The sequence below is a fragment of the Phytohabitans flavus genome, from assembly GCF_011764545.1.
GTDB lineage: Bacteria > Actinomycetota > Actinomycetes > Mycobacteriales > Micromonosporaceae > Phytohabitans > Phytohabitans flavus.
Genome location: NZ_AP022870.1, coordinates 401,650 through 420,897 on the forward strand (window position 1 = coordinate 401,650; position 19,248 = coordinate 420,897).

A 19,248-nucleotide genomic window follows, 5' to 3' on the forward strand; every position below is an offset into this window, starting at 1 on the left:
ATTCTCGACTAAGTTGACCGGAATTACCGAGGAGGTGGACAAGTGCGGAAGCTGCTCGTCCTCGCCCTGGTCGGGCTCGCCGCACAGCTCGTCGACGGTGCGCTCGGTATGGCGTACGGGGTCACCTCCTCCTCGCTGCTCCTCGTCGCCGGCATCGCCCCCGCGTCCGCCTCGGCCTCGGTGCACCTCGCCGAGCTGGGCACCACCCTCGCCGCCGGCGCGGCACACTGGCGCTTCGGCAACGTCGACTGGCGGGTCGTACGCCGCATCGCCATCCCGGGCGGCATCGGCGCGTTCGCCGGCGCCACGTTCCTGAGCTCGATCGCCACCGACGCGGCCGCGCCGTGGATGGCCGGGATCCTGCTCGCCCTCGGCGTCTACCTGCTGATCCGCTTCACCCGCCCACTCGGCGAGCGCCGCTCCCGCCGCCCGCTGCGCACCCGCTTCCTGGCCCCGCTGGGCCTGGTGGCCGGCTTCGTCGACGCCACCGGCGGTGGCGGCTGGGGCCCGGTGGCCACGCCGTCGCTGCTGGTCTCCGGTCGCATGGAGCCGCGCAAGGTGATCGGGTCGGTGGACACGGCGGAGTTCGTGGTGGCGGGCGCGGCCAGCGCCGGCTTCCTGATCGGGCTGGGCTCCGAGGGCTTCCTGCTGCCGACCGTGGCCGCGCTGCTCGTGGGCGGCCTGATCGCCGCCCCGCTCGCCGCCTGGCTGGTGCGCATCGTGCCGGCCCAGCTGCTCGGCGCGGCGGTTGGCGGGCTGATCGTGCTGACCAACGCGCGCACCATCATGCGGGCGTTCGACGCGCCGGCTGACCTGCGCCCGGTCGTGTACCTGGCGATCGTGGCCGCCTGGGTCGCCGCGCTGTACCTGGCGGTGCGCGTGCTGCGCCGCACCCGCCGCGCCGCCGCGGCTTCTGTCGAAGCCGAAGAGCGGGTGCCGGCGCTCGACGCCGCCTGACGCCACCGCGCCGCCCGCCATGCGGGCGGGTAGAGCGCGCATCGCGGAGAGTGGGGCCGCGCGAGTGCCCCTGTGCGCCAAGGTCCCCGAATCGAGCGCGAGGCGCCCGACACCGATCCCGGACGCTGATCACGGGATCGGACCTCGATCCTGAAAGATCTGTAGATCCGTTTCAAGATATGGGTTTGCGCTGCCGCGATGTCCGCCGGGCACCGGACCGTCGCTCCCGCGGCCTCACCCTCCGCGGTTCACAGTCCAACCCCGGTCAGCCTGGCCGATGGCGAGGGCTGGGCGGGCCGCCCAGCCCTTGATCAGGGGGCGGCGCGCGGTTCGAGATGCGTCCGTGGCGAGAAATTGCCCCTGGAGGGGCTAGGGTCGCCACGGACGACGCGGGCCCGTCCGGAGCCGACCCGCGGTGCTCGGGGCGGGGCGCATCGGTGCGCCCAGCTTGAGAGCCCCGCGCAAAGCACGCCCTAGGCCTACCGGGCTGGTGCTGTTTGGTTGTGCGAACGCGGAGGGTGAGGCCGCGGGAGCAGCGGTCTGGACCACGACGGACATCGCGGTAGCTCAGAATTCGGTCTTTTGAATGGGGCCCTGGACACGCCGCGCTGAGGTACGTAAATTGTCATTGACATGGGTAACGAGACGTTGAACTTGACCGGCGACGAGCTGGTGCGGCTCCTGGCCGCACTGGCCAGTCCGCAGCGGCTGCGGATCCTCGCCGAGCTGGCCGGTGGGCGGCGATACGTCACCGAGCTGGCCCGGAAGGTCGGCCTCAGCCGCCCTCTCGTGCACGCCCACCTCGGCAAGCTGTCCGCGGCCGGGCTGGTGACAAGCCAGATGGAGCTGGCCGAGGAGGGGCACGCGATCCGCTACGTCGAGGCGACCCCGTTCGCGCTGCTGCTGACGCCGGACTCGATTGCCGCGGCGGTGCGGACGCTGACCATCCCAGACAACCCGAAGGAGTCGTCATGACCTGGCAGGAAGTGGTTATGGGGACCACGGCGATCCTGTTCACGCTGGTCATCGTCGTGGTAATGATCGTTCAGCTGGGCGCCACCTGGCGGGCGCGGCAGTCGGTGTCGCGCGAGGAGGCATACCGGCGCCTCGCCGAGGACGCCGCCACCGCCCAGCGGGACGTGGCGCAGCGGCTGGCCGCCGTGCAGGGCGAGCTGAGCGCGCTCCGGGAGCGTACGGATGCGCTGGAGCGCCTGCTCAAGGAGGTGGAGGAGCCGTGGACGCGGTGATCGAGGTCGACTCGCTGACAAAGCGGTTCGGCCGGACGGTCGCGGTCGACGGGCTGAGCTTCGCGGTGCCGCGAGGGAGCATCGTGGGGTTCCTAGGACCCAACGGGTCCGGAAAGACCACCACGCTCCGCACCGTGCTGGGGCTGACAGTGCCAACCGCCGGGCGGGCGATGGTGGAGGGCCGGCCGTACGCGGCACTGCCCGAGCCGGCCCGCGTGATCGGCGCGGTGCTCGACGCGGCACAGTTCCACCCGGGCCGCACCGGCCGCGACCACCTGCGGGTCTTCGCGAAGGCGGCGGGCGTCTCCCGGAGCCGCGTCGACGTGCTGCTGCGCCTGGTCGGGCTCGACGAGGCTGCGGGCCGGCGCGTGCGCGGGTATTCGCTGGGCATGCGGCAGCGCCTCAGCCTGGCGACCGCCCTGCTCGGCGACCCGCGCATCCTGATCCTCGACGAGCCGGCCAACGGTCTGGACCCGCAGGGCATCCGCTGGCTGCGCGACTTTCTGCGCGACCGCCGCGACGAGGGGCGTACGGTGCTCGTCTCCAGCCACGTCCTCTCCGAGGTCGCTCAGGTCGTCGACGAGGTGCTCGTGCTGCACCGGGGGCGGCTGGTGGCGCAGGGCCGGGTGGAGGAGCTGACGGCCCACCCGCGGCAGACGTTGGAGGACGTCTTCCTGGACCTGACGAGGGAGACCTCTCGATGAGCCGGCTGATCGCGGCGGAGCTGCTCAAGCTGCGCACCACCCGCGTCGTGCCGGGCCTGCTGGTCGCGTCGGTGGCGCTCAGCGTGCTGATGGCCGCCCTCATCGTGCTGCTCAGCTCCACATCGGACATCGGCGGCGGGACCGGCGGGCGCCTCGTGCTGTCGTCGGGCGGAATCGTCGCCGGGATCCTGGCGCTGCTGCTGGGCATCGTCACCACCGCCGGGGAGTACCGGCACGGCACCATCCTCCCCACCCTGCTCACCAACCCCGACCGGCTCCGGGTGACGGTCGCGCAGATCGTCGCCAACACCCTCGCCGGCGCGGTGCTGGGTCTGGCGAGCGTGGTGGGCACCGCCGCGGTGAGCTTCCCGCTGCTCGCCTCCCGAGACGTCGCCGTGGCGCTGTCGGCCGCGCAGGTGACCGGCATCTTCGTGGGCGGCGTGTGCTTCGCGGCGCTGTCCGGCACGCTGGGCGCGGCGTTCGGGGGGCTGATCCGCAACCAGGTGGTGGCGGTGTCGGCCGCGCTGCTCGTCCTCTTCGTCGTCGAGCCGCTCGTGACGAGCCTTGTCGACGGGTACCAGCGCTACTCCTTGACCGGCCTTCGGGTGGCGATCAGCGGGGGAGCGGCGGAGAGCGCGGGTGCCGCTTCGGGTGGGCTGCCTCCGGCGTGGCTGGCGGCGCTGCTCTGGACGGGGTACGCGCTGGCACTGGCCGTGGCGGCTGCCGCCGTGGGACGGCGCCGCGACATCTGAAACCCGGACGCGAGGGCCGCGGCGGTCCGGAGATCGAATCGCGGACCGCCGCGGCGGTGGGCAGGTGCGTTACCGGTCGCGCCTGACGGCTCTTCTCCAGCCAGAGGCCGCGTGGCCCGCCGTCGAACGGGCGTCGGCCATCACCCAATTAGAGAGCAGTATTCGCCCTGATTGCAGCCGAATCGCCGCACCTGCCGGTGCGGGTGTCTACGCCGTGGCGGGAGCGGCCGCGCCGGCCGAGGCAGAAGCTGTCGAGGCGCGCACCGTCAGGCGGGGGTCGAGCAGCGTGGCGGCCGGCACCTGCTGCCCTCGAGCTTGCGCATCAGCAGCGTGACCGCCTGGTGTCCCACGTCCTCGGCGGGGATGAGCACCGAGGTCAGCGCGGGGCTGGCCCGCTCGGCCACCTCGTCCGGGCAGATCGCGACCACCGAGATGTCGTGCGGCACCTGGCGGCCGAGCTGCGGGAGCGCGGCCAGCAGGTGGGCCACCGCCGCCTCGTTGTGCACCACCAGGCCGGTGAGGCCGGGGTGGCGGTCGAGCAGGCCGGCGAGCTCCTGCCGTACCGCGTCAAAGCTCTCCTCGCACGGCTGGGCGGTCGCCGCGATCCCGTACCGCTCGGCGGTTTCGGTGAAGCCCGCCCGGGTGCGGTGCGCGAAGCCGGTGTCCCGCTCGTACACCACCGCGGGCGCGCCGAGCAGCGCGATCTCGCGGTGGCCGAGCGCGGCGAGGTGGTCGACGCAGGCCGCGCCGGCGCGGTAGAAATCGAGGTCGACGCAGGTGAGGTTTTCCGCCTCGGCCGGGAAGCCGATCAGCACGCTGGGCCGCTCCAGGTCGCGCAGCAGCGGCACCCGCGGGTCGTACATCTCCACGTCCATCAGCACGATGCCGTCGACCATCGCGCTGGCCGCGATCCGGCGCAGCCCGTCCGGGCCCTCGTCGGCGGTCACCAGCAGCACGTCGTGGTCGAACTGTCTGGCCGTTGTCACCACCGCGGTCGCGAACTGCATCAGCACCGGCAGGTGCATGCCCGACCGCAGCGGCAGCACGAGCGCGATCACGTTGGCCCGCTTGCTCGCCAGCGCCCGCGCGCCCGCGTTCGGGTGGTAGCCGAGCGCCCGGATGCTCGCCAGCACGCGCTGGCGGGTGGTCGCGGAGATGGCCCGCTTGCCGCTCAACACATACGACACCGTGCTCACCGCGACGCCCGCGTGCCGCGCCACGTCCGTGATGGTGACCATGTCGGCACGCTTGGCGCCACCGTGTTCAGTCACTCGACGCCTCCATCCCGCCACTACTGAACGTCAGACAGCTCACCGTAGCGCCTGGCGCCTCGAACGACAGGTAAAGGTCCCGAACCCCGACCGCGCCGGTCACCGGGGCGCGCACCTCGGCCCAGTCCTGCCGGGCGTTGGCGGTCGGCACGACGATGATTCCGGCCACCGGCCCGGACAGCGGGTCGTCGAGGCGCAGCGTCACGCGGGCGCCGGCCGCTTCCCGGGTACGGCTGGTGACCCGGGCCGCCACCGCCGCCGCGCCCGCCCCGAAGTCCACCCGCCGAAACCCTATCCAGCCGGCCTGCTCGGCCGCGCCCACCGCGTCCGCCCGGCCCGGCTCGCCGTCCACCAGGACGGTGCCGGCGTAGTCGTCGTGGTCGATCGCCCACAAGGGACGGTCCAGTGGGCGGCGGGGGCCGACCTCCTCGCCGCGCACCGACAGCGTCGCGGTCAGCGCGATGTCCGAACTGGACCGTCCGATCTGGACGGTGTGGCGGGCGGTCTCGACCACCCTCGCGCCGCGGGTCACATCCCAGAACCAGAGGTCCGCGGCGCGCAAGGTGAACGTGACGGTCGCCCTCTCGCCGGGGTCCAGCGTGATTTTCCGGTACGCGCGAAGGCGGCGCAGCGGCTGCTTGACCGTGGACCGGCGCTGGCGCGTGTACAGCTGCACCACCTCCTCGCCGGCTCGACCGCCGGTGTTGGTGACGCTCACCGACACCTCGACCGTGCCGTCCGCGTCGACCTCCACAGTGGACAGCCGTAGGTCGTCGTACTCGAACGTCGTGTAGCTCAGCCCGTGCCCGAAGGGGTACAGCGGCGTGCCGCGGTAGTACTGGTACGTGGCGTCGCAGGCGATCACGTCGTAGTCGAGCAGGTCGGGCAGCTCGGCCGCGTCCCGGTACCAGGTCTGGGTGAGCCGCCCGCCCGGATCCGCCGTGCCGAGGAGCACGTCGGCGAGCGCGTTGCCGTACTCCTGGCCGCCGTGCGCCGACCACAGCACCGCCGGCACGTGCTCGTCCGCCCAGCCGATCCCGTACGGGTAGCCGCTGGTCACCACAAGTACCGTGCGCGGGTTCGCGGCGTGCACCGCGCGGATCAGTGCCTCCTGCGCGGGCGGCAGCGCGAGGCTGGCCCGGTCCTCGGTCTCCCGTCCGTTGATCATCGGGTGGTTGCCGACCACCACGACCGCCACGTCCGCGCCGGCGGCGGCCGCGGCGGCCTCCCGCGCGCCGTCCGCGACAAGCTCGACCGTGAACGGGGTGCCGCCCGCCACCTCCTCCGCGCTGGCCCGGAGCACACCGTCGGCGCCCGCGGCCACGTACCGGCCGGTGGCGAGGTGGTGGAGCACGACCTGCCCAGAGCCGTGCTCCACGAAGCGGAACGTCTCCCGCACCACCCAGCCGCCGGGCTGCGGGCGGTCGTCGACGAGTACCCCGTCGTCGTCCGCGCCCACGTGCATGGCGTTGGCCACGGCCCGCAGCGCGACCACGCCCTCGCCCCAGTCGAAGAGGTCGAAGTACGCCTGCCGGCCGGGCGCTGCGCCGTCCGCCCGCACCACCGCCCCGTCGTCCGCCCACGCGTACCCGTCCGGGCCGCGCAGCGCGATCCGGTCCACGCCCTCGTGGAAGGTGGCACGCACCCGCGCGGCCAGCCCGCCGTACGCGGTGACGGTGTAGGGCAGCGTGCCGCTGTACCAGTCTTCGTGCAGCGTGTCGGCGAGCGGCCCGATCACCGCGACCGTGCCTTCTCCGTCGAGGGGCAGCAGCCCGTCCGTGTTCTTCAGCATGACGATCGACTGCTGTGCCGCCTCCCGGGCCAGCTCCTGGTGCGCGGCGCAGTTGACGACGTCCGCGGTCACCGCCGCGTACGGGTTGCGCTCCGCCGGGTCGAACTCGCCGAGCCGGAACCGCGTGGTGAGCACCCGGCGTACGGCCCGGTCCACATCGGACTCGTCGAGCAGGCCGCGGTCGAGCGCCTCGGTGAGCCGCGCGACGGTGGGTGCCGAGTCGCCGTCGTCCTCGGTGAAGCTGTCGATGCCGGCCCGGACCGCCGCCGCGTACCCGGCCGCGTGGTCGGCGTGGTAGCCCTGGTCACCGGCGATGTTGGAGGCCGCGGCGGCGTCGCTGACCACCAGCACCTCGCCGCTGTCCCACCGGCGCAGCTCGTCGTTGATGAGTGGGCTGAGGTGGGCCGGCCGGCCGTTCACGAGGTTGTACGACGCCATCGCCGCCACCGCCGCGCCCGCCTCGATCGGCGCCCGGAACGCCGGCAGCTCGTACTCGTGCAGCACCCGCGGCGGCAGGTTGCTGGACGTGAGGTGCCGGTCGGTCTCGTTGTTGTACCCCAGGAAGTGCTTGAGCGTCGGCGCGGTGCGCAGGTAGGTGGGGTGGTCGCCGCGCAACCCGGACGCGTAGGCGGTGCCCATCACGCCGGTGAGCCAGGGGTCCTCGGCGTACCCCTCCTCGTTGCGGCCCCAGCGGGGGTCGCGCAGCGGGTTGACCACGGGCGCCCACACGTTGAGGCCGACCCGCGCCGGGTCCTTGTGGTGGAACCCGCGGACCTCGTCGCCCACGGCCGCGCCGACGGACCGGACCAGGTCCGGGTCCCACGTGCTGGCTAAGCCCAGGGCCTGGGGAAACACGGTGGCCGGGCCGACCCAGGCCAGGCCGTGCAGCGCCTCGGTGCCGGTACGAAAGGGGCCGACCCCCAGCCGGGGGACCGGCGGTTGGTGCTGGTGGAGCAGTGCGACCTTTTCGGCCAGGCTGAGGCGGCCCAGCAGGTCGGCCACCCGGTCGTCGAGTGGCCGGTCGGGGTCGCGAAACGCCTCTGTCATCGCCATCACCCGTCCTCTATGGATTTCGAAGCGCTTCGAGGAGCCAACGTCGCGGTGGGAGATCCGCGGAGGTCTGTCTGCTCGAAGCGCTTCGACAAGCCGTCGAAGAAAACTCCGCACGCGTTTCACGAGTGTTACGCCCGGAGCCATCTGAGACTCGCACCACACAATGGCCCAGGTCAATAGGAGCGCTCCCACGAAATCTGAGGAAAGCGCTAACCCGCAGCTCAGCCCCCGATGCGCGGCGCCGCTCCCGCTGCCACCCCGGAATCACGCAACTAGGGCAAATCGCGCACTCACGAAGGTCCCTTGGACCACAATGGACATCGCGGTAGCTCAATCCCAGATACGGGGTTGATCAGGGACTTTGTGGGGCGGCACGCCGGCGACACGCCCCGCAAACTCCCTGATCAACAGGGGCTAGGCGGGTAGGGGTGGGAGGTGGCCGGCGTCTACCGCGGCCAGGGCTCTCGCGGCGCCGCCGGTCGCCGCGGCGCCCGGGCCTAGCGCGGAGGCCACGAGCTTGCAGCCGCCGGCGTCTGGGGCTACGGCGCGGGCGGCCAGCTCGGACTCGGCGGCCGGGAGGAGCCAGGGGGACAGGGGGACGAAGTTGCCGCCCAGGACGACCACGTCCGGGTTGACCAGGTTTGCCAGGATGCTCACGCCGTGCCCGAGGTGCCGCCCGACCGCGGTGAGGGCGGCCAGCGTGGCGGCGTCGGCGCGTCGGGCGCGGCGCACGACCTCGTCGATCTCCGGCGCGAAGTCGGTCACCGGGCCGTCCGCCTCGGCGTCCGGCATTACCCGCGCGATGATCGCCCGTACGCCGGCCAGGGCCTCCAGGCAGCCGACCCGGCCGCAGGGACACAGTGGACCGGCCGGGTCGAGCTGGAGGTGCCCGATCTCGCCGCTGAACCCCCGCCCGCCCCGCAGCAGCCGCCCGTCGACCACCACGCCCGCGCCGATACCCAGCTCGCCGGTGAGGTAGACCAGGTTGGCCGTGCCGGCGTACGCCCCGTAGCGGTGCTCGGCCAGCGCGGACAGGTTGGCGTCGTTGTCGACCGCCACGTCGTACTTGGGGTCGCGCAGCGCGCGCACCAGGTCGGCGCGAAGCTCGACGTCGCGCCACCCGAGCCCGGGGAGAGCCGCACGGCGCCGTCGGCGTCGACAAGTCCCGGTATGCCCACGGTCAGGCCGAGCACCTGCCGGCCCTGGGCGGCGACGCGGGACGCGGCGCGGGAGGCGAGCGCGGCGATCGTGCTGACCGCCTTGCCGGCCGCCGTCTCCGTACCGGTGAAGGCGCGCCGCCAGGTGAGCAGCTGCTCCCCGGCGAGGTCGACCGCGACGGCGGTGAGGTGGTCCGCCGCCACCTCCATGCCGATCGCCGCGTACGGCTGGCCGTCCAGCACCAGCATCGTCGCCGGGCGCCCGATCCGGTGCTCGGCGAGCCCGGTCTCGCGCAGCAGCCGCCGCTCGATGAGGTCGGCGACAAGGCTCGAGACGGTGGCCTTGTTGAGCCCTGTCGCGGCCGCGATGTCGGCACGCGAGCACGGCGCGTGGGTGCGCACATGGCGCAGCACGACGGCGAGGTTGGTGGCTCGCACGTCGGCGAAGTCGGCCGGCTGCGGCCCGCTCTGCATCGTGATCAAAGTCAGCCCCGTTCCCGGCGTCGGTCAGGTGGTGCCCCGGGCTGGCCTGACCATCATGCCGTACCGGGCCCGCCCTTGTGGCGGCGGTCACCGTTGGTTTAGTTTGTCACTCGCGCGCCTTTGTTTAGTCGGCAGACTAACTAAGTACAGTCATACCACTTTCCGCCAGTAGAAGGGAGTGTGCCGTGGCCGACCGCAGAACGTTTCTCGGCCTCACGGGCCTCGGTGCCATGGCCATCGCCAGCGGTGGCCTGCTCAGCGCCTGCGGGGAAGGGGGCGGAAGCCAGGGCGCCGCGACCGATACCAACAAGGTCGCAGGAGTGCTGCCGGCGCAGGGCAAGCTCCCGGACGGCATCCCGCAGCCGGACATCGCGAGCACCCGGCCGATCCCGGACGGCTACAAGAAGTACCCCGCCAACCTCGTCGACGTGATCACCGACAAGCCGGGCAGCAGCGGCAAGGAGATCAGCGCGATGACCCCGGCGTGGGGCCCGGCCCCGCCCGGGCTGGGGCAGAACGCGTACCTCGCGGCGATCAACGAGGAGTTGGGCGTCCCGCTCAACTTTTCCATCCAGGACGGCCTCACCTACGCGGACAAGCTCAACGCGATGCTCGGCGCCCGCGACGTGCCCGAACTGCTCTGCGTCCCGCAGTGGGAGGTGGAGAAGCTGCCCCGCTTCGCAGACGCGGTCAAGGTGCTCTTCGAGGATCTCACCGACCACCTGTCCGGCGACAAGGTCAACGCGTACCCGATGCTCGCGACCTTCCCCACCGGCGCCTGGCAGAACGCGCTGTGGAACCAGCGCCTCATGGCCGTGCCCAACCCGACCGACGGCCCGTTTCCGTGGGGGCTCTTCTACCGCAAGGACCTGCTCGACGCGAAGGGGCTGACCTACCCCAAGTCCATCGACGAGCTGCTCGCGATCGGCAAGCAGGTGACCGACACCAGGGCCGGCGTGTGGGCGTTCAGCGACATCTTCGCGATGGTCCAGATGTTCCACAAATCGCCCGCCTCGGAGACCGGGTGGCGGCTCAAGGCGGACGGCACGCCGGAGCACAAGTACGAGACGCCCGAGTTCAAGCAGGCGCTCGAGGTGATGGCTCGGATCTACAAGGAGGGCCTGGTCCACCCCGACCTCGCGGCCAGCAAGGGCGGCGACGCGAAGAAGCTCATGGAGAGCGGCCGCATCCTCTTCATGCAGGACGGCATCGGCGCGTGGCAGGGCATGCAGGCGCAGCAGCAGAAGGTCACGCCCGGGTTCAACCTCCAGCCGGTGCCGGTCTTCTCGGCGACTGGCGGCGACCCGCTGGTGTGGGGCGACGACAAGCCGATCTCGTACACGTTCGTCAAGAAGGGCGTCGCCAAGGAGCGCGTCGAGGAGCTGCTTCGCGTGATCAACTGGTGCTCGGCGCCGTTCGGCACCAAGGAGTACCACTTCCGCGAGTACGGCATCGAGGGCAAGCACCACACGATGACCGCGGACGGCCCGGTCAAGACCGACCTGGGCTTCAAGGAGATAGCCAACCAGTACTTCTTCGTCAGCGGCCGCAGCCCGGTTGTGCAGCCCTGGCCGGAGACGCCGAACTACGTGGGTGACCTGCTGACCTACTCGAACGCGATGGTCAAGTTCATGGAGACCAACCCGTGGGACGGGATCAAGCTCGAGTTCCCGGCGACGTACAAGTCGCAGACGGTCCCGTTCGAGGACAAGATCACTGACATCGTGCGCGGGCGGCGGGCGCTGACCGAGTTCGACGGGCTCGTCAACGAATGGCGCTCGGCCGGCGGCGGCAACGAGGCCCGCGACTTCCTCGCCAAGGCGCGCAGCGACGCCGGGAAATGAGCACTGAAGTACCTGTGGCGGCCGGGCCGAGCGCAGAGCTCGCCCGGCCGCCGGCCCCGGAGCAGCCACCGGGGAAGCGGCGCCGGCCGCGGGTACCGCTGCGGGCCCGGCTCCGGCGCGACTGGCCGCTGCTGCTGATGACCGCGCCGGCCGCACTCCTGCTGCTGGTCTTCCACTACCTGCCCACGCTCGGCAACGTTGTCGCGTTCCAGGACTACAACCCGTACGCCGGCGACGGGCCGCTGTCCGCCTTCCTGGCCAGCGAGTGGATCGGTTTCGGCAACTTCGAGACGCTCTTCGGCGACCCGGCGTTCTGGGACGCGCTGTGGAACACGCTCAGCATCACCGCGTTCCAGCTGATCTTCTTCTTCCCGCTGCCGATCGCGCTCGCCATCCTGCTCAACAGCGTGATCTCCGGGAAGCTGCGCGGGTTCATCCAGACAGTCGTGTACCTGCCGCACTTCTTCAGCTGGGTGCTGGTGGTCACGTTCTTCGTGCAGATGCTGGGCGGGGCCGGGCTGCTCGCCCAGGAGCTGCGCCAGGCCGGCATCGAGCCGCCGAACATCATGACCAACCCGGACACGTTCATCGTTCTGGTCACGGCCGAGGCGGTGTGGAAGGACGCCGGCTGGGGGATGATCGTCTTCCTGGCAGCACTGGCGATGATCGACCCCAACCTGTACGAGCAGGCGGCGGTCGACGGTGCCGGCCGCTGGCGCCGGCTGTGGCACGTGACGCTCCCCGGGCTGCGGCCGGTCATCGTGCTGCTGCTCATCCTCCGCCTCGGCGACGCGCTCTCGGTCGGCTTCGAGCAGTTTCTGCTCCAGCGGGACGCGGTCGGCCGGGACGCCGCGGAGGTGCTCGACACGTACGTCTACTACCAGTCCATCACCACGGGCAACTTCGGCTTCGGCGCGGCCGCCGGCCTCTTCAAGGCCGCCGTCGGGCTGGTCCTGATCCTGGCCGCCAACCGGGTCGCCCACCTGATCGGCGAGCGGGGGTTGATCTCGCGGCAATGAGTGAGCGAATCATCGGGCGCAGCGCGTGTGGAGCCTCGTGGCCACCCGCAGCGGAGCGAGGACGGCCATGAGCGGCGCACGTCCCGTCTGGGAAGAGAAGCCGACGGCCGTAGGGCTGGCCGGCAAGGGCGCCGCCCTCACCGCGATGGCGCTGGTCGTATTGATTCCACTGTGGTCGGTGCTGGTCACAAGCCTCTCCTCGCGCCAGACCATCAACGCGGCCGGCGGCATGGTGATGGTGCCAAAGGGCATCGACGCCTCCGCGTACGTGACGATCTTCTCCGGCGGCATCGTCACCCGTGCACTGTGGGTGTCCACAATGGTCACCGTCGCCGGCACGGTGGTGAGCCTCACGCTGACCGTGCTCGCCGCGTACGGCCTGTCCCGCCCCGGCTCGGTCGGCCACCGTACGCTGCTGTTCTTCTTCCTGCTGACGTTCCTGATCTATCCGGGCCTGGTGCCCAGCTACCTCGTGGTCACCGGCGTCGGCCTCAAGGACAGCCTGTGGGCGCTGATCCTGCCGAGCGCGATCAGCGTCTTCAACCTCGTCGTGGTCCGCGGCTTCTTCCAGGGCCTGCCGCACGAACTGCTGGACAGCGCGCGCATCGACGGCGCGGGCGAGTTTCGCATCCTGTGGCGCATCGTGCTGCCGCTGAGCCGCCCGGTGATCGCGGTGGTCGGCCTCTTCTACGCGGTGGGCTACTGGAACGTCTGGTTCAACGCCCTGCTGTACATCGACAGCAACGACAAGTTTCCGATCCAGCGCATCCTGCAAAGCATGATCCTACAAGGCCAATCCCCCAGCTTTTCGGGCCAGTCGGTCGGCTCGCTCCCGCCCACCCAGGCCATCAAGATGGCGGTAGTGATGGTGACGGTAGCCCCGATCGTGCTGGTCTACCCGTTCATCCAGCGCCACTTCGTAAAGGGCGTAATCGTCGGCGCCATCAAGGGGTGACGGCGGGCGCCCGATCGGCCCCAGATCGCGAAACAAACAAAGAATCGAGCTACCGCGACGTCCGTGGTGGTCCGGACCGTCGCTCCCGCGGCCTCACCCTCCGTGCTTCACACCCCCACTGCCGACCTTGCGCCCGGCGGCGCGGACTTTCCTCGATCGACGCAAGCGGCGTTGTGTCGCGCTGCGATCGTGGCGAAAAGTTGCCTCTCCGGGGTCAATGAATCGCCACGGACGGCCAGAGCACGCACCGATCAAGGCCACGCCCCTTTCCGAGCGCCGGCTATCCACGGTGATCGCCTTGATCGGCGGGATGGGTCGGAGCGCGGAGCGATCGTGGTACAGATCTGCCCCCAGAGGGGCCGGTAAGTACCATGATCTGCCGGATTGCGTCCGGTCGCAGCGCTAGATCAAGGGATACAGGTGTTCGCGATTCGCCCGGCTTGGTGCGTCGCGGGACAGGCGGGCCGTGGCCGCACTGCGGGCCGGGCCGGCCAACTGCCGGCCGGGCCGGCCAGGGCTGGGGTTGTGAATCGCGGAGGGTGAGGCCGCGGGAGCAGCGGTCCGGACCACCGCGGACGTCGCGGTAGCTCACATCTTCATTGGGCAATGAATCTGCGGGTGACCATTGCGGACGGATCGCTGTGCTGGCGCATGAGCGGGCGTCAGAGCCAGCGGAAGGAGGCGTTGTCGTTCCGGGTCTGGACGAGGTTGCGCCAGCTGTACGGGCCGATCAGGTCGCGGGCCACGCCCGTGGTCGAGAAGAGCAGGGCGCCCACGACCTCCCCCGTGATGTCGCTTCGCGTTGTTGCGGCACCGCGGGGGAGGCATCAAGGTGCTTGCGGGCGTTAGACCCCTGCGACCGAGCGGATCCAAGCGCGGTTGGCGGCTACGCTGCCGTAGTTCTGGTACGTGGAGCCGTTGCCGGTCGAGCAGACGCCGACCTGCTGTCCATTGTAGAACTGCGGGCCGCCGGAGTCGCCGCGCCAGGCGACGCCGTTGCCGGGGGTGCTGCGGATGGCCGGGCCGCCGTACGCGTCCGTGGCGCTGAGGCTCGAAACCGTCACGGTGGCGGTCTTGAGCTGGCTGGAGGCGGGGCAGTTGGTGCAGGTGCGGCCCCAGCCGTAGATGCTGTTGGTCGAGCCGACCGGCGGGTTGCTGCTGGCCAGCGTCACGTACGTGGTCGAGACGCCAGAGCTGAGCCGGAGCAGCGCCAGGTCGTTCTGTGCCGAGGTAGAGCTGACGGTACGGGTCTGGCCGCCGGACGCGTAGTAGACGCTGCCGACGCGCACGGACATCGTGCCGCCCAGGCAGTGGCGGGCGGTGAGCACCCACTGGGACGCGATGATCGAGCCGGAGCAGGTGAACGAGCCGCCACTGAAGACGGCCGCGGCCCACGGGGCGGACGAGACGGTGCCGCCGCCGATGATGAAGGGCTGCGGCGTGGTGGCGGAGGCGGCGGCCGGGGCGACGAGCGCGCCGACGAGGGCGGTCGCGGCGGTGGCCAGAAGCAGACGGATGCGCACTGCGGGACTCCTTTTGGGAGGGCCGACGATGTGAGGCATCACGCTAGGCGGGTGCCATCGTATCCACAAATCCCGATTTGTTAATACCGGGCGGCTATGGGAGCGCAGGCGTGGCACCCCCACCATGGCACCACGCCTGCGCAAGCGATCAAGGCGTCAGTTCAATGTGCGGAACGCCCTGACCACGTCCAAACGCGAGGGTCGCGTCCCGTACCCGCAAAGGACCCGCACAGGTCACGCGGAGGGTGTCGCCCTCGCGGACGGCGACCACGACGGTGTCGCCATCCACGTCCCGCACGACGGTGCGGGCGTCCGTGCCGCCCCAGCTGACCAGCGTCACCCCGTCGAAGGGGCCGTCGCCGACGCTGTCCTGATCGGACAGTACCGGGATCAGCGCGCCGTGCCGCACGAAGAGCGGGATGCGTGAGAGCGGCGCCGCCACCCGCAGGTACCGCCCGCCCTCGTGGGTCTCGCCGGTCCAATGGTCCACCCACCGCCCGGCGGGCAGGTAGACGTCGCGCTCGCCGGACGGGTCGTGCATGGGCGCGACGAGCAGATCGGGGCCGAGCAGGTACTCAAGCTCGGCGCCCCACGCGGCCGGGTCGCCGGGTGAGTCGACGAGCAGCGCGCGCATCAACGGGATGCCGGTGCGGGCGGACTCGACGGCGGCGGAGTAGATGTACGGCAACAGCCGGTAGCGCAACCGCAGCGCCTCGACAACGAGCCGCTCGGCGCCGGCCGGGAAGTCCCACGGCAGCCGGCTCGTGGTGCCGTGGAAGCGGACCAGCGGGGAGAGCGCGGCGAACTGGGCCCACCGCACGTACAGGTCGGGCGCCGGCGTGCCGTGAAAGCCGCCCGCGTCGTGGCTCCAGAACGGTACGCCGGAGAGGCCGTGCGACAGGCCGCCGCGCAGTGTGCTGCCCATCGCCGGGTACGTGGCGTTGACGTCGCCGCCCCACTGGGCCGAGTGCCGCTGCCCGCCCAGGTACGACGAGCGGGCCCACACCAGCCCGTGCCCGGCGACCTCCCGGGTGACCGCCGAGACGGTGTCGTTGAAGAGCAGCGTGTACACGTTGTGCAGCTCGGCTCCGCTCATCCCGTTGTGTGCCACCGCGTCGGCCGGCACGCCCTCGGCGAAGTCCGTCTTGAACACGGCCACGCCCTGCTCCAGCAGCGGCCGCAGCAGCCCCACGAACCAGGCGACCGCGGCCGGGTTGGTGAAGTCGACGATCCCGGAGGCGGGGTGGGAACCGTGCCACACGTCCGCCACGTACGTCGAGCCGTCCGCCCGGCGCAGGAAGTAGCCGGCCTCGGCCGCCTCGGCGAAGGCGGGGGAGTGCTGGCTGACGTACGGGTTGGTCCAGAGGCACACCTTGAAGCCCTGGTCCCGCAGCACCCGCAGCATCCGCGCCGGGTCGGGGAAGTTGTCCGCGTCCCACCGCAGGTCGGACCAGTGCCCGGCCACCTGCCAGTAGCAGTCCAGGTGCAGCACGTCGGCGGGGATGCCGCGCTCGCGCAGCCGCCGGGCCCGCTCCAGCACCCGTTCCTCGGTGTCCACATAGAACCCCGACGACATCCACGCGCCGAACGCCCACTTCGGCGGCAGCAGCGGCCGGCAGGTGAGCCGGTTGTACCGATCGAGCACGTCCGCCGGCGCCGGCCCGGCGAGCACGTAGTAGTCGAGCACGTCGTCCGGCACCAGGATCTGCACGCAGCTGTGTGTGGACTGGCACATGTCGAACTCGACCGGCATCCCGCTGTCGACGAGCACCCCGTACCCGCGGCTGGAGATGTAGAGGGGCACGGTCTTGTGCGAGCGGTCGGACTCGGTGCCGAACGCGTCGAAGTTCCACATCAGGGCGCGCTGGCCGCGCTTGTCGAGCGGGGTGAACTTCTCCCCGAAGCCCACGAAGCGCTCGTCGGCGGGGGCGGTGAAGCTCTCGTGGTACGCCGCGACGGTGCCATCGGCCAGCGAGCGTCCGAAGGGGAGCGTGCGCATGCGGCCGCTGATGTCCCGCTCGCCCGGGTTTTCCTCCAGCAGCACGCGGCCGGCGGGGTCGACGAAGCGCAGGTGCCACGGGTCGAGCGTGAGCTCGGCGGTCACCGCGCCGGCGCTGACCCGCACGACCGGGCCGGCCACGGTGACGGTCGCCGGGTGCGCCTCGGGCCGTACCAGCGTGAGCGCGCGGGCCGCGCGGCCGCGTGCGTCGGGTGCCTCGCTCAGCCGTACCCGCAGGATGCCCTCGCCCGCCGCGCCGATCTGGATCGCGAGCGTCCCGCCGTCGGACGTCGTGGCCTTCACCGACACGCCGGAGGCGTCGGTGGTGACCAGCTCGGCCCTGGTCACGGCCGAGAGCCCCCGCTCGCCGGGGGAGCGGACGGGCAGGTCCGGCGGGTCGGCGACGAACGTCTCGTACGGCACGAGCGGCGGTCGGTAGGGCATGTGATTTAGTTTTTCTTCTAACCCAACAAACTGTCAACGCCTCGAGGAGCACCGGATGAAGTGGCCGCGCGGGGTCGACGGGCTGTGCTACGGCGGGGACTACAACCCGGAGCAGTGGCCCGAGGACGTCTGGCGGGAGGATGTCGCGCTGATGCGGCGGGCCGGCGTCAACCTGGTCAGCGTCGGTGTCTTCGCCTGGTCGCGGCTGGAGCCGGAGGAGGGGCGGTACACGTTCGACTGGCTGGACCGGGTGCTCGACCTGCTCGACGCCGGCGGGGTCAAGGTCGCGCTGGCCACGCCGACCGCCTCGCCGCCGCCGTGGTTCAGCCTGGCCCACCCCGACGCGCTCCCGGTACGCGCGGACGGCACCCGCCTCCTGCACGGCAGCCGGGACACGTACTGCGCCAGCGCCCCGGCCTATCGCGAGGCGTGCCGGCGGATCGCACGGGAGCTGGCCCGCCGGTACGCGGACCACCCGGCCGTCGCGCTCTGGCACGTGCACAACGAGTACGGGACGGTGTGCCACTGCGACCACGCGGCCGCCGCCTTCCGGGCCTGGCTGCGAGACCGCTACCGTACGCTCGACGCGCTCAACGACGCCTGGACCACGGCGTTCTGGAGCCAGCACTACGCCGACTGGGCGTACGTCTTCCCGCCCCGCGCCACGCAGTACCTGCCCAACCCGGGGCAGGTGCTCGACTTCCGGCGGTTCTGGTCGGACGAGCTGCTGGCCGCGTACGTCGAACAACGCGACGTGCTGCGCGCGGCCGGGCCGGACGTGCCGGTGACCACCAACTACGTCTTCGGCGCGTGGGTACCCGTCGACCACGCCCGCTGGGCCCGCGAGGTGGACCTCGTGGCGATCGACCACTACCCGTCCGACGCCGGGCCCGGGGCCGAGGAGGAGACCGCGTTCGCCGCCGACCTGGCCCGGTCGTGGGCCGGCGGGCGCCCGTGGCTGCTCATGGAGAGCGCGCCGAACCTCGTCTACACGGGCGGGCGCATGCACGCCAAGGAGCCCGGCCGGATGGCCCGGCACAGCCTGTCGCACGTGGCGCGCGGCTCGCGCGGCGCGATGTTCTTCCAGTGGCGGGCGCCGCGCGGCGGGCCGAACGCTTCCACTCGGCCCTCGTACCGCACGCCGGGCCGGACAGCCGGGTGTACCGGGAAGCCGTCGAACTGGGTGAGGCGCTCGGCGGCCTCTCCGAAGTGGACACCGGTGCGGTGGAGGCGTGCGTGGCCATCGCCTGGGGCGCCGCCTCGTGGTGGGCGCTGCAAGGGCCGGGACTGCCGTGGGACGGGATCGACTACCTGGCCGAGGTGCGGGCCGCGCACCGGGCCCTGTGGCGGGTGGGCATCACGGCCGACTTCGTGTCGCTGGACCGGGCCGGGCCGCTCCCGTACCAGCTGCTGGTCCTCCCCGCCCACTACCTGATGTCGGACGCGGCGGCCGCGGCGGTGCGGACCTATGTGGACGGTGGTGGGCGACTCGTCGCGACGTACCTCTCCGGGGTGGCCGACGAGTACGGGCGGGTGCGGCTCGGCGGCTACCCGGGCGCGCTGCGCGAGGTGCTGGGGGTACGGGTGGAGGAGTTCCGGCCGACGCCCGACGGGTGGGCCGAGGACGTGCACCTGGCCGGGGCGGTCGAAGTCCGTCCAGGCGTCACGCGGCACCGGTTCGGGGCGGGAACGGCCTGGTATGTGTCGAGCCCGCTCGGCGACGGGGTCTACGGGAAGCTGCTGGCCGAGGCGGCCGGGATACCGGTGCGCGAGGGCGCGGCCGAGCTGGAGCTGGTGCGGCGGCGGGACCGGCACGCGTCGTGGCTGTTCGCGTTCAACCACGGCACCTCGGCCCGCGAGGTCGAAGTTGCGGGGACCGACCTGATGACCGGGACGCCTGTCGAGGGCACCGTCGAGGTATCGGCCGGCGGGTGGGCGGTGATACGCGAGACCTAATTGTCTGGGGAAAGCCCTTGCCCTACGATCGGCGGTGACGCGGGGAGCCGACTCCTACCCCAGGTGGCGCTGGGCACGCCGCCCGCTCTCAC

Annotated in this window: 14 protein-coding genes and 2 pseudogenes; 10 read left to right on the plus strand and 6 right to left on the minus strand. The window is 71.6% G+C overall.

Translation table 11 applies throughout. The annotated features are described in order from the left end of the window. Positions 1–42: 42 nt before the first annotated feature. The 5 genes from Pflav_RS01815 (at position 43) to Pflav_RS01835 (ending at position 3,660) form a co-directional block, all read left to right on the plus strand. Complete coding sequence (locus tag Pflav_RS01815) at positions 43–957, plus strand: sulfite exporter TauE/SafE family protein (protein ID WP_173033219.1); 915 nt, start codon at positions 43–45, stop codon at positions 955–957. Positions 958–1,590: 633 nt separating this feature from the next. Further along, the gene (locus tag Pflav_RS01820) at positions 1,591–1,932 is read left to right on the plus strand and encodes an ArsR/SmtB family transcription factor (RefSeq protein WP_173033221.1); all 342 of its coding nucleotides are present in this window, start codon (positions 1,591–1,593) and stop codon (positions 1,930–1,932) included. Continuing rightward, on the plus strand, positions 1,929–2,204 hold the full coding sequence (locus Pflav_RS01825) for a hypothetical protein (protein ID WP_173033223.1): 276 nt from the start codon (positions 1,929–1,931) through the stop codon (positions 2,202–2,204). The genes Pflav_RS01820 and Pflav_RS01825 overlap by 4 nt, the downstream gene beginning before the upstream one ends. Beyond that, entirely contained in the window at positions 2,192–2,908 is a 717-nt protein-coding gene (locus Pflav_RS01830; RefSeq protein WP_173033225.1) for an ABC transporter ATP-binding protein, read from the plus strand. Before Pflav_RS01825 ends, Pflav_RS01830 begins: the two co-directional genes overlap by 13 nt. Continuing rightward, a complete protein-coding gene (locus Pflav_RS01835; protein WP_173033227.1) occupies positions 2,905–3,660 on the plus strand; it encodes a hypothetical protein in 756 nt (251 codons plus the stop codon). The genes Pflav_RS01830 and Pflav_RS01835 overlap by 4 nt, the downstream gene beginning before the upstream one ends. Positions 3,661–3,926: 266 nt before the next feature. On the opposite strand, the gene Pflav_RS01840 is transcribed toward Pflav_RS01835, so the two are convergent. From Pflav_RS01840 to Pflav_RS44620, 4 genes and pseudogenes are all read right to left on the minus strand, one after another. Beyond that, positions 3,927–4,931 (minus strand): LacI family DNA-binding transcriptional regulator, encoded by a 1,005-nt coding sequence (locus Pflav_RS01840; protein WP_232070916.1) that lies wholly within the window; start codon positions 4,929–4,931, stop codon positions 3,927–3,929. Further along, the gene (locus Pflav_RS01845) at positions 4,924–7,776 is read right to left on the minus strand and encodes a glycoside hydrolase family 3 protein (RefSeq protein ID WP_232070917.1); all 2,853 of its coding nucleotides are present in this window, start codon (positions 7,774–7,776) and stop codon (positions 4,924–4,926) included. Before Pflav_RS01845 ends, Pflav_RS01840 begins: the two co-directional genes overlap by 8 nt. 414 nt (positions 7,777–8,190) lie before the next feature. Next, a complete protein-coding gene (locus Pflav_RS47780) occupies positions 8,191–9,318 on the minus strand; it encodes an ROK family protein (protein WP_332107850.1) in 1,128 nt (375 codons plus the stop codon). Then, positions 9,264–9,407 (minus strand): annotated as a pseudogene (locus tag Pflav_RS44620) (sugar kinase); the annotation flags it as partial. The pseudogene Pflav_RS44620 and the gene Pflav_RS47780, both read right to left, overlap by 55 nt. Before the next feature lie 194 nt (positions 9,408–9,601). Between Pflav_RS44620 and Pflav_RS01855 the strand changes: the two are divergent. The 3 genes from Pflav_RS01855 to Pflav_RS01865 all read left to right on the plus strand — a co-directional run bounded on the left by Pflav_RS01855 (position 9,602) and on the right by Pflav_RS01865 (position 13,234). Further along, entirely contained in the window at positions 9,602–11,260 is a 1,659-nt protein-coding gene (locus Pflav_RS01855; protein WP_232070919.1) for an extracellular solute-binding protein, read from the plus strand. Further along, positions 11,257–12,279 carry an ABC transporter permease gene (locus Pflav_RS01860; protein WP_173033231.1) on the plus strand — a complete coding sequence of 341 codons (1,023 nt, stop codon included), beginning with the start codon at positions 11,257–11,259 and terminating at the stop codon, positions 12,277–12,279. Before Pflav_RS01855 ends, Pflav_RS01860 begins: the two co-directional genes overlap by 4 nt. Positions 12,280–12,346: 67 nt before the next feature. Beyond that, on the plus strand, positions 12,347–13,234 hold the full coding sequence (locus tag Pflav_RS01865) for a carbohydrate ABC transporter permease (protein WP_173033233.1): 888 nt from the start codon (positions 12,347–12,349) through the stop codon (positions 13,232–13,234). A gap of 845 nt (positions 13,235–14,079) precedes the next feature. Here the strand turns inward: Pflav_RS01865 and Pflav_RS01870 are convergent. Both Pflav_RS01870 and Pflav_RS01875 read right to left on the minus strand, forming a co-directional pair. After that, entirely contained in the window at positions 14,080–14,757 is a 678-nt protein-coding gene (locus Pflav_RS01870; RefSeq protein ID WP_173033235.1) for a S1 family peptidase, read from the minus strand. Positions 14,758–14,905: 148 nt separating this feature from the next. Then, positions 14,906–17,200: a TIM-barrel domain-containing protein gene (locus Pflav_RS01875; RefSeq protein ID WP_173033237.1), complete on the minus strand. Its 2,295-nt coding sequence runs from the start codon at positions 17,198–17,200 to the stop codon at positions 14,906–14,908. Between the two features lie 151 nt (positions 17,201–17,351). Here Pflav_RS01875 and Pflav_RS47785 point away from each other — a divergent pair. Then, positions 17,352–18,251 (plus strand): annotated as a pseudogene (locus tag Pflav_RS47785) (beta-galactosidase); the annotation flags it as partial. 185 nt (positions 18,252–18,436) lie between these two features. After that, positions 18,437–19,156 carry a beta-galactosidase gene (locus Pflav_RS47790; protein WP_332107728.1) on the plus strand — a complete coding sequence of 240 codons (720 nt, stop codon included), beginning with the start codon at positions 18,437–18,439 and terminating at the stop codon, positions 19,154–19,156. Positions 19,157–19,248 lie beyond the last annotated feature (92 nt).

Coding starts and splice junctions, on each gene's coding strand:
- Pflav_RS01820 (WP_173033221.1), top strand. CDS start 1,591: ATGGGTAACGAGACGTTGAACTTGACCGGCGACGAGCTGGTGCGGCTC.
- Pflav_RS01825 (WP_173033223.1), top strand. CDS start 1,929: ATGACCTGGCAGGAAGTGGTTATGGGGACCACGGCGATCCTGTTCACG.
- Pflav_RS01835 (WP_173033227.1), top strand. CDS start 2,905: ATGAGCCGGCTGATCGCGGCGGAGCTGCTCAAGCTGCGCACCACCCGC.
- Pflav_RS01845 (WP_232070917.1), bottom strand. CDS start 7,776: ATGGCGATGACAGAGGCGTTTCGCGACCCCGACCGGCCACTCGACGAC.
- Pflav_RS01860 (WP_173033231.1), top strand. CDS start 11,257: ATGAGCACTGAAGTACCTGTGGCGGCCGGGCCGAGCGCAGAGCTCGCC.
- Pflav_RS01865 (WP_173033233.1), top strand. CDS start 12,347: ATGAGCGGCGCACGTCCCGTCTGGGAAGAGAAGCCGACGGCCGTAGGG.
- Pflav_RS01875 (WP_173033237.1), bottom strand. CDS start 17,200: ATGCCCTACCGACCGCCGCTCGTGCCGTACGAGACGTTCGTCGCCGAC.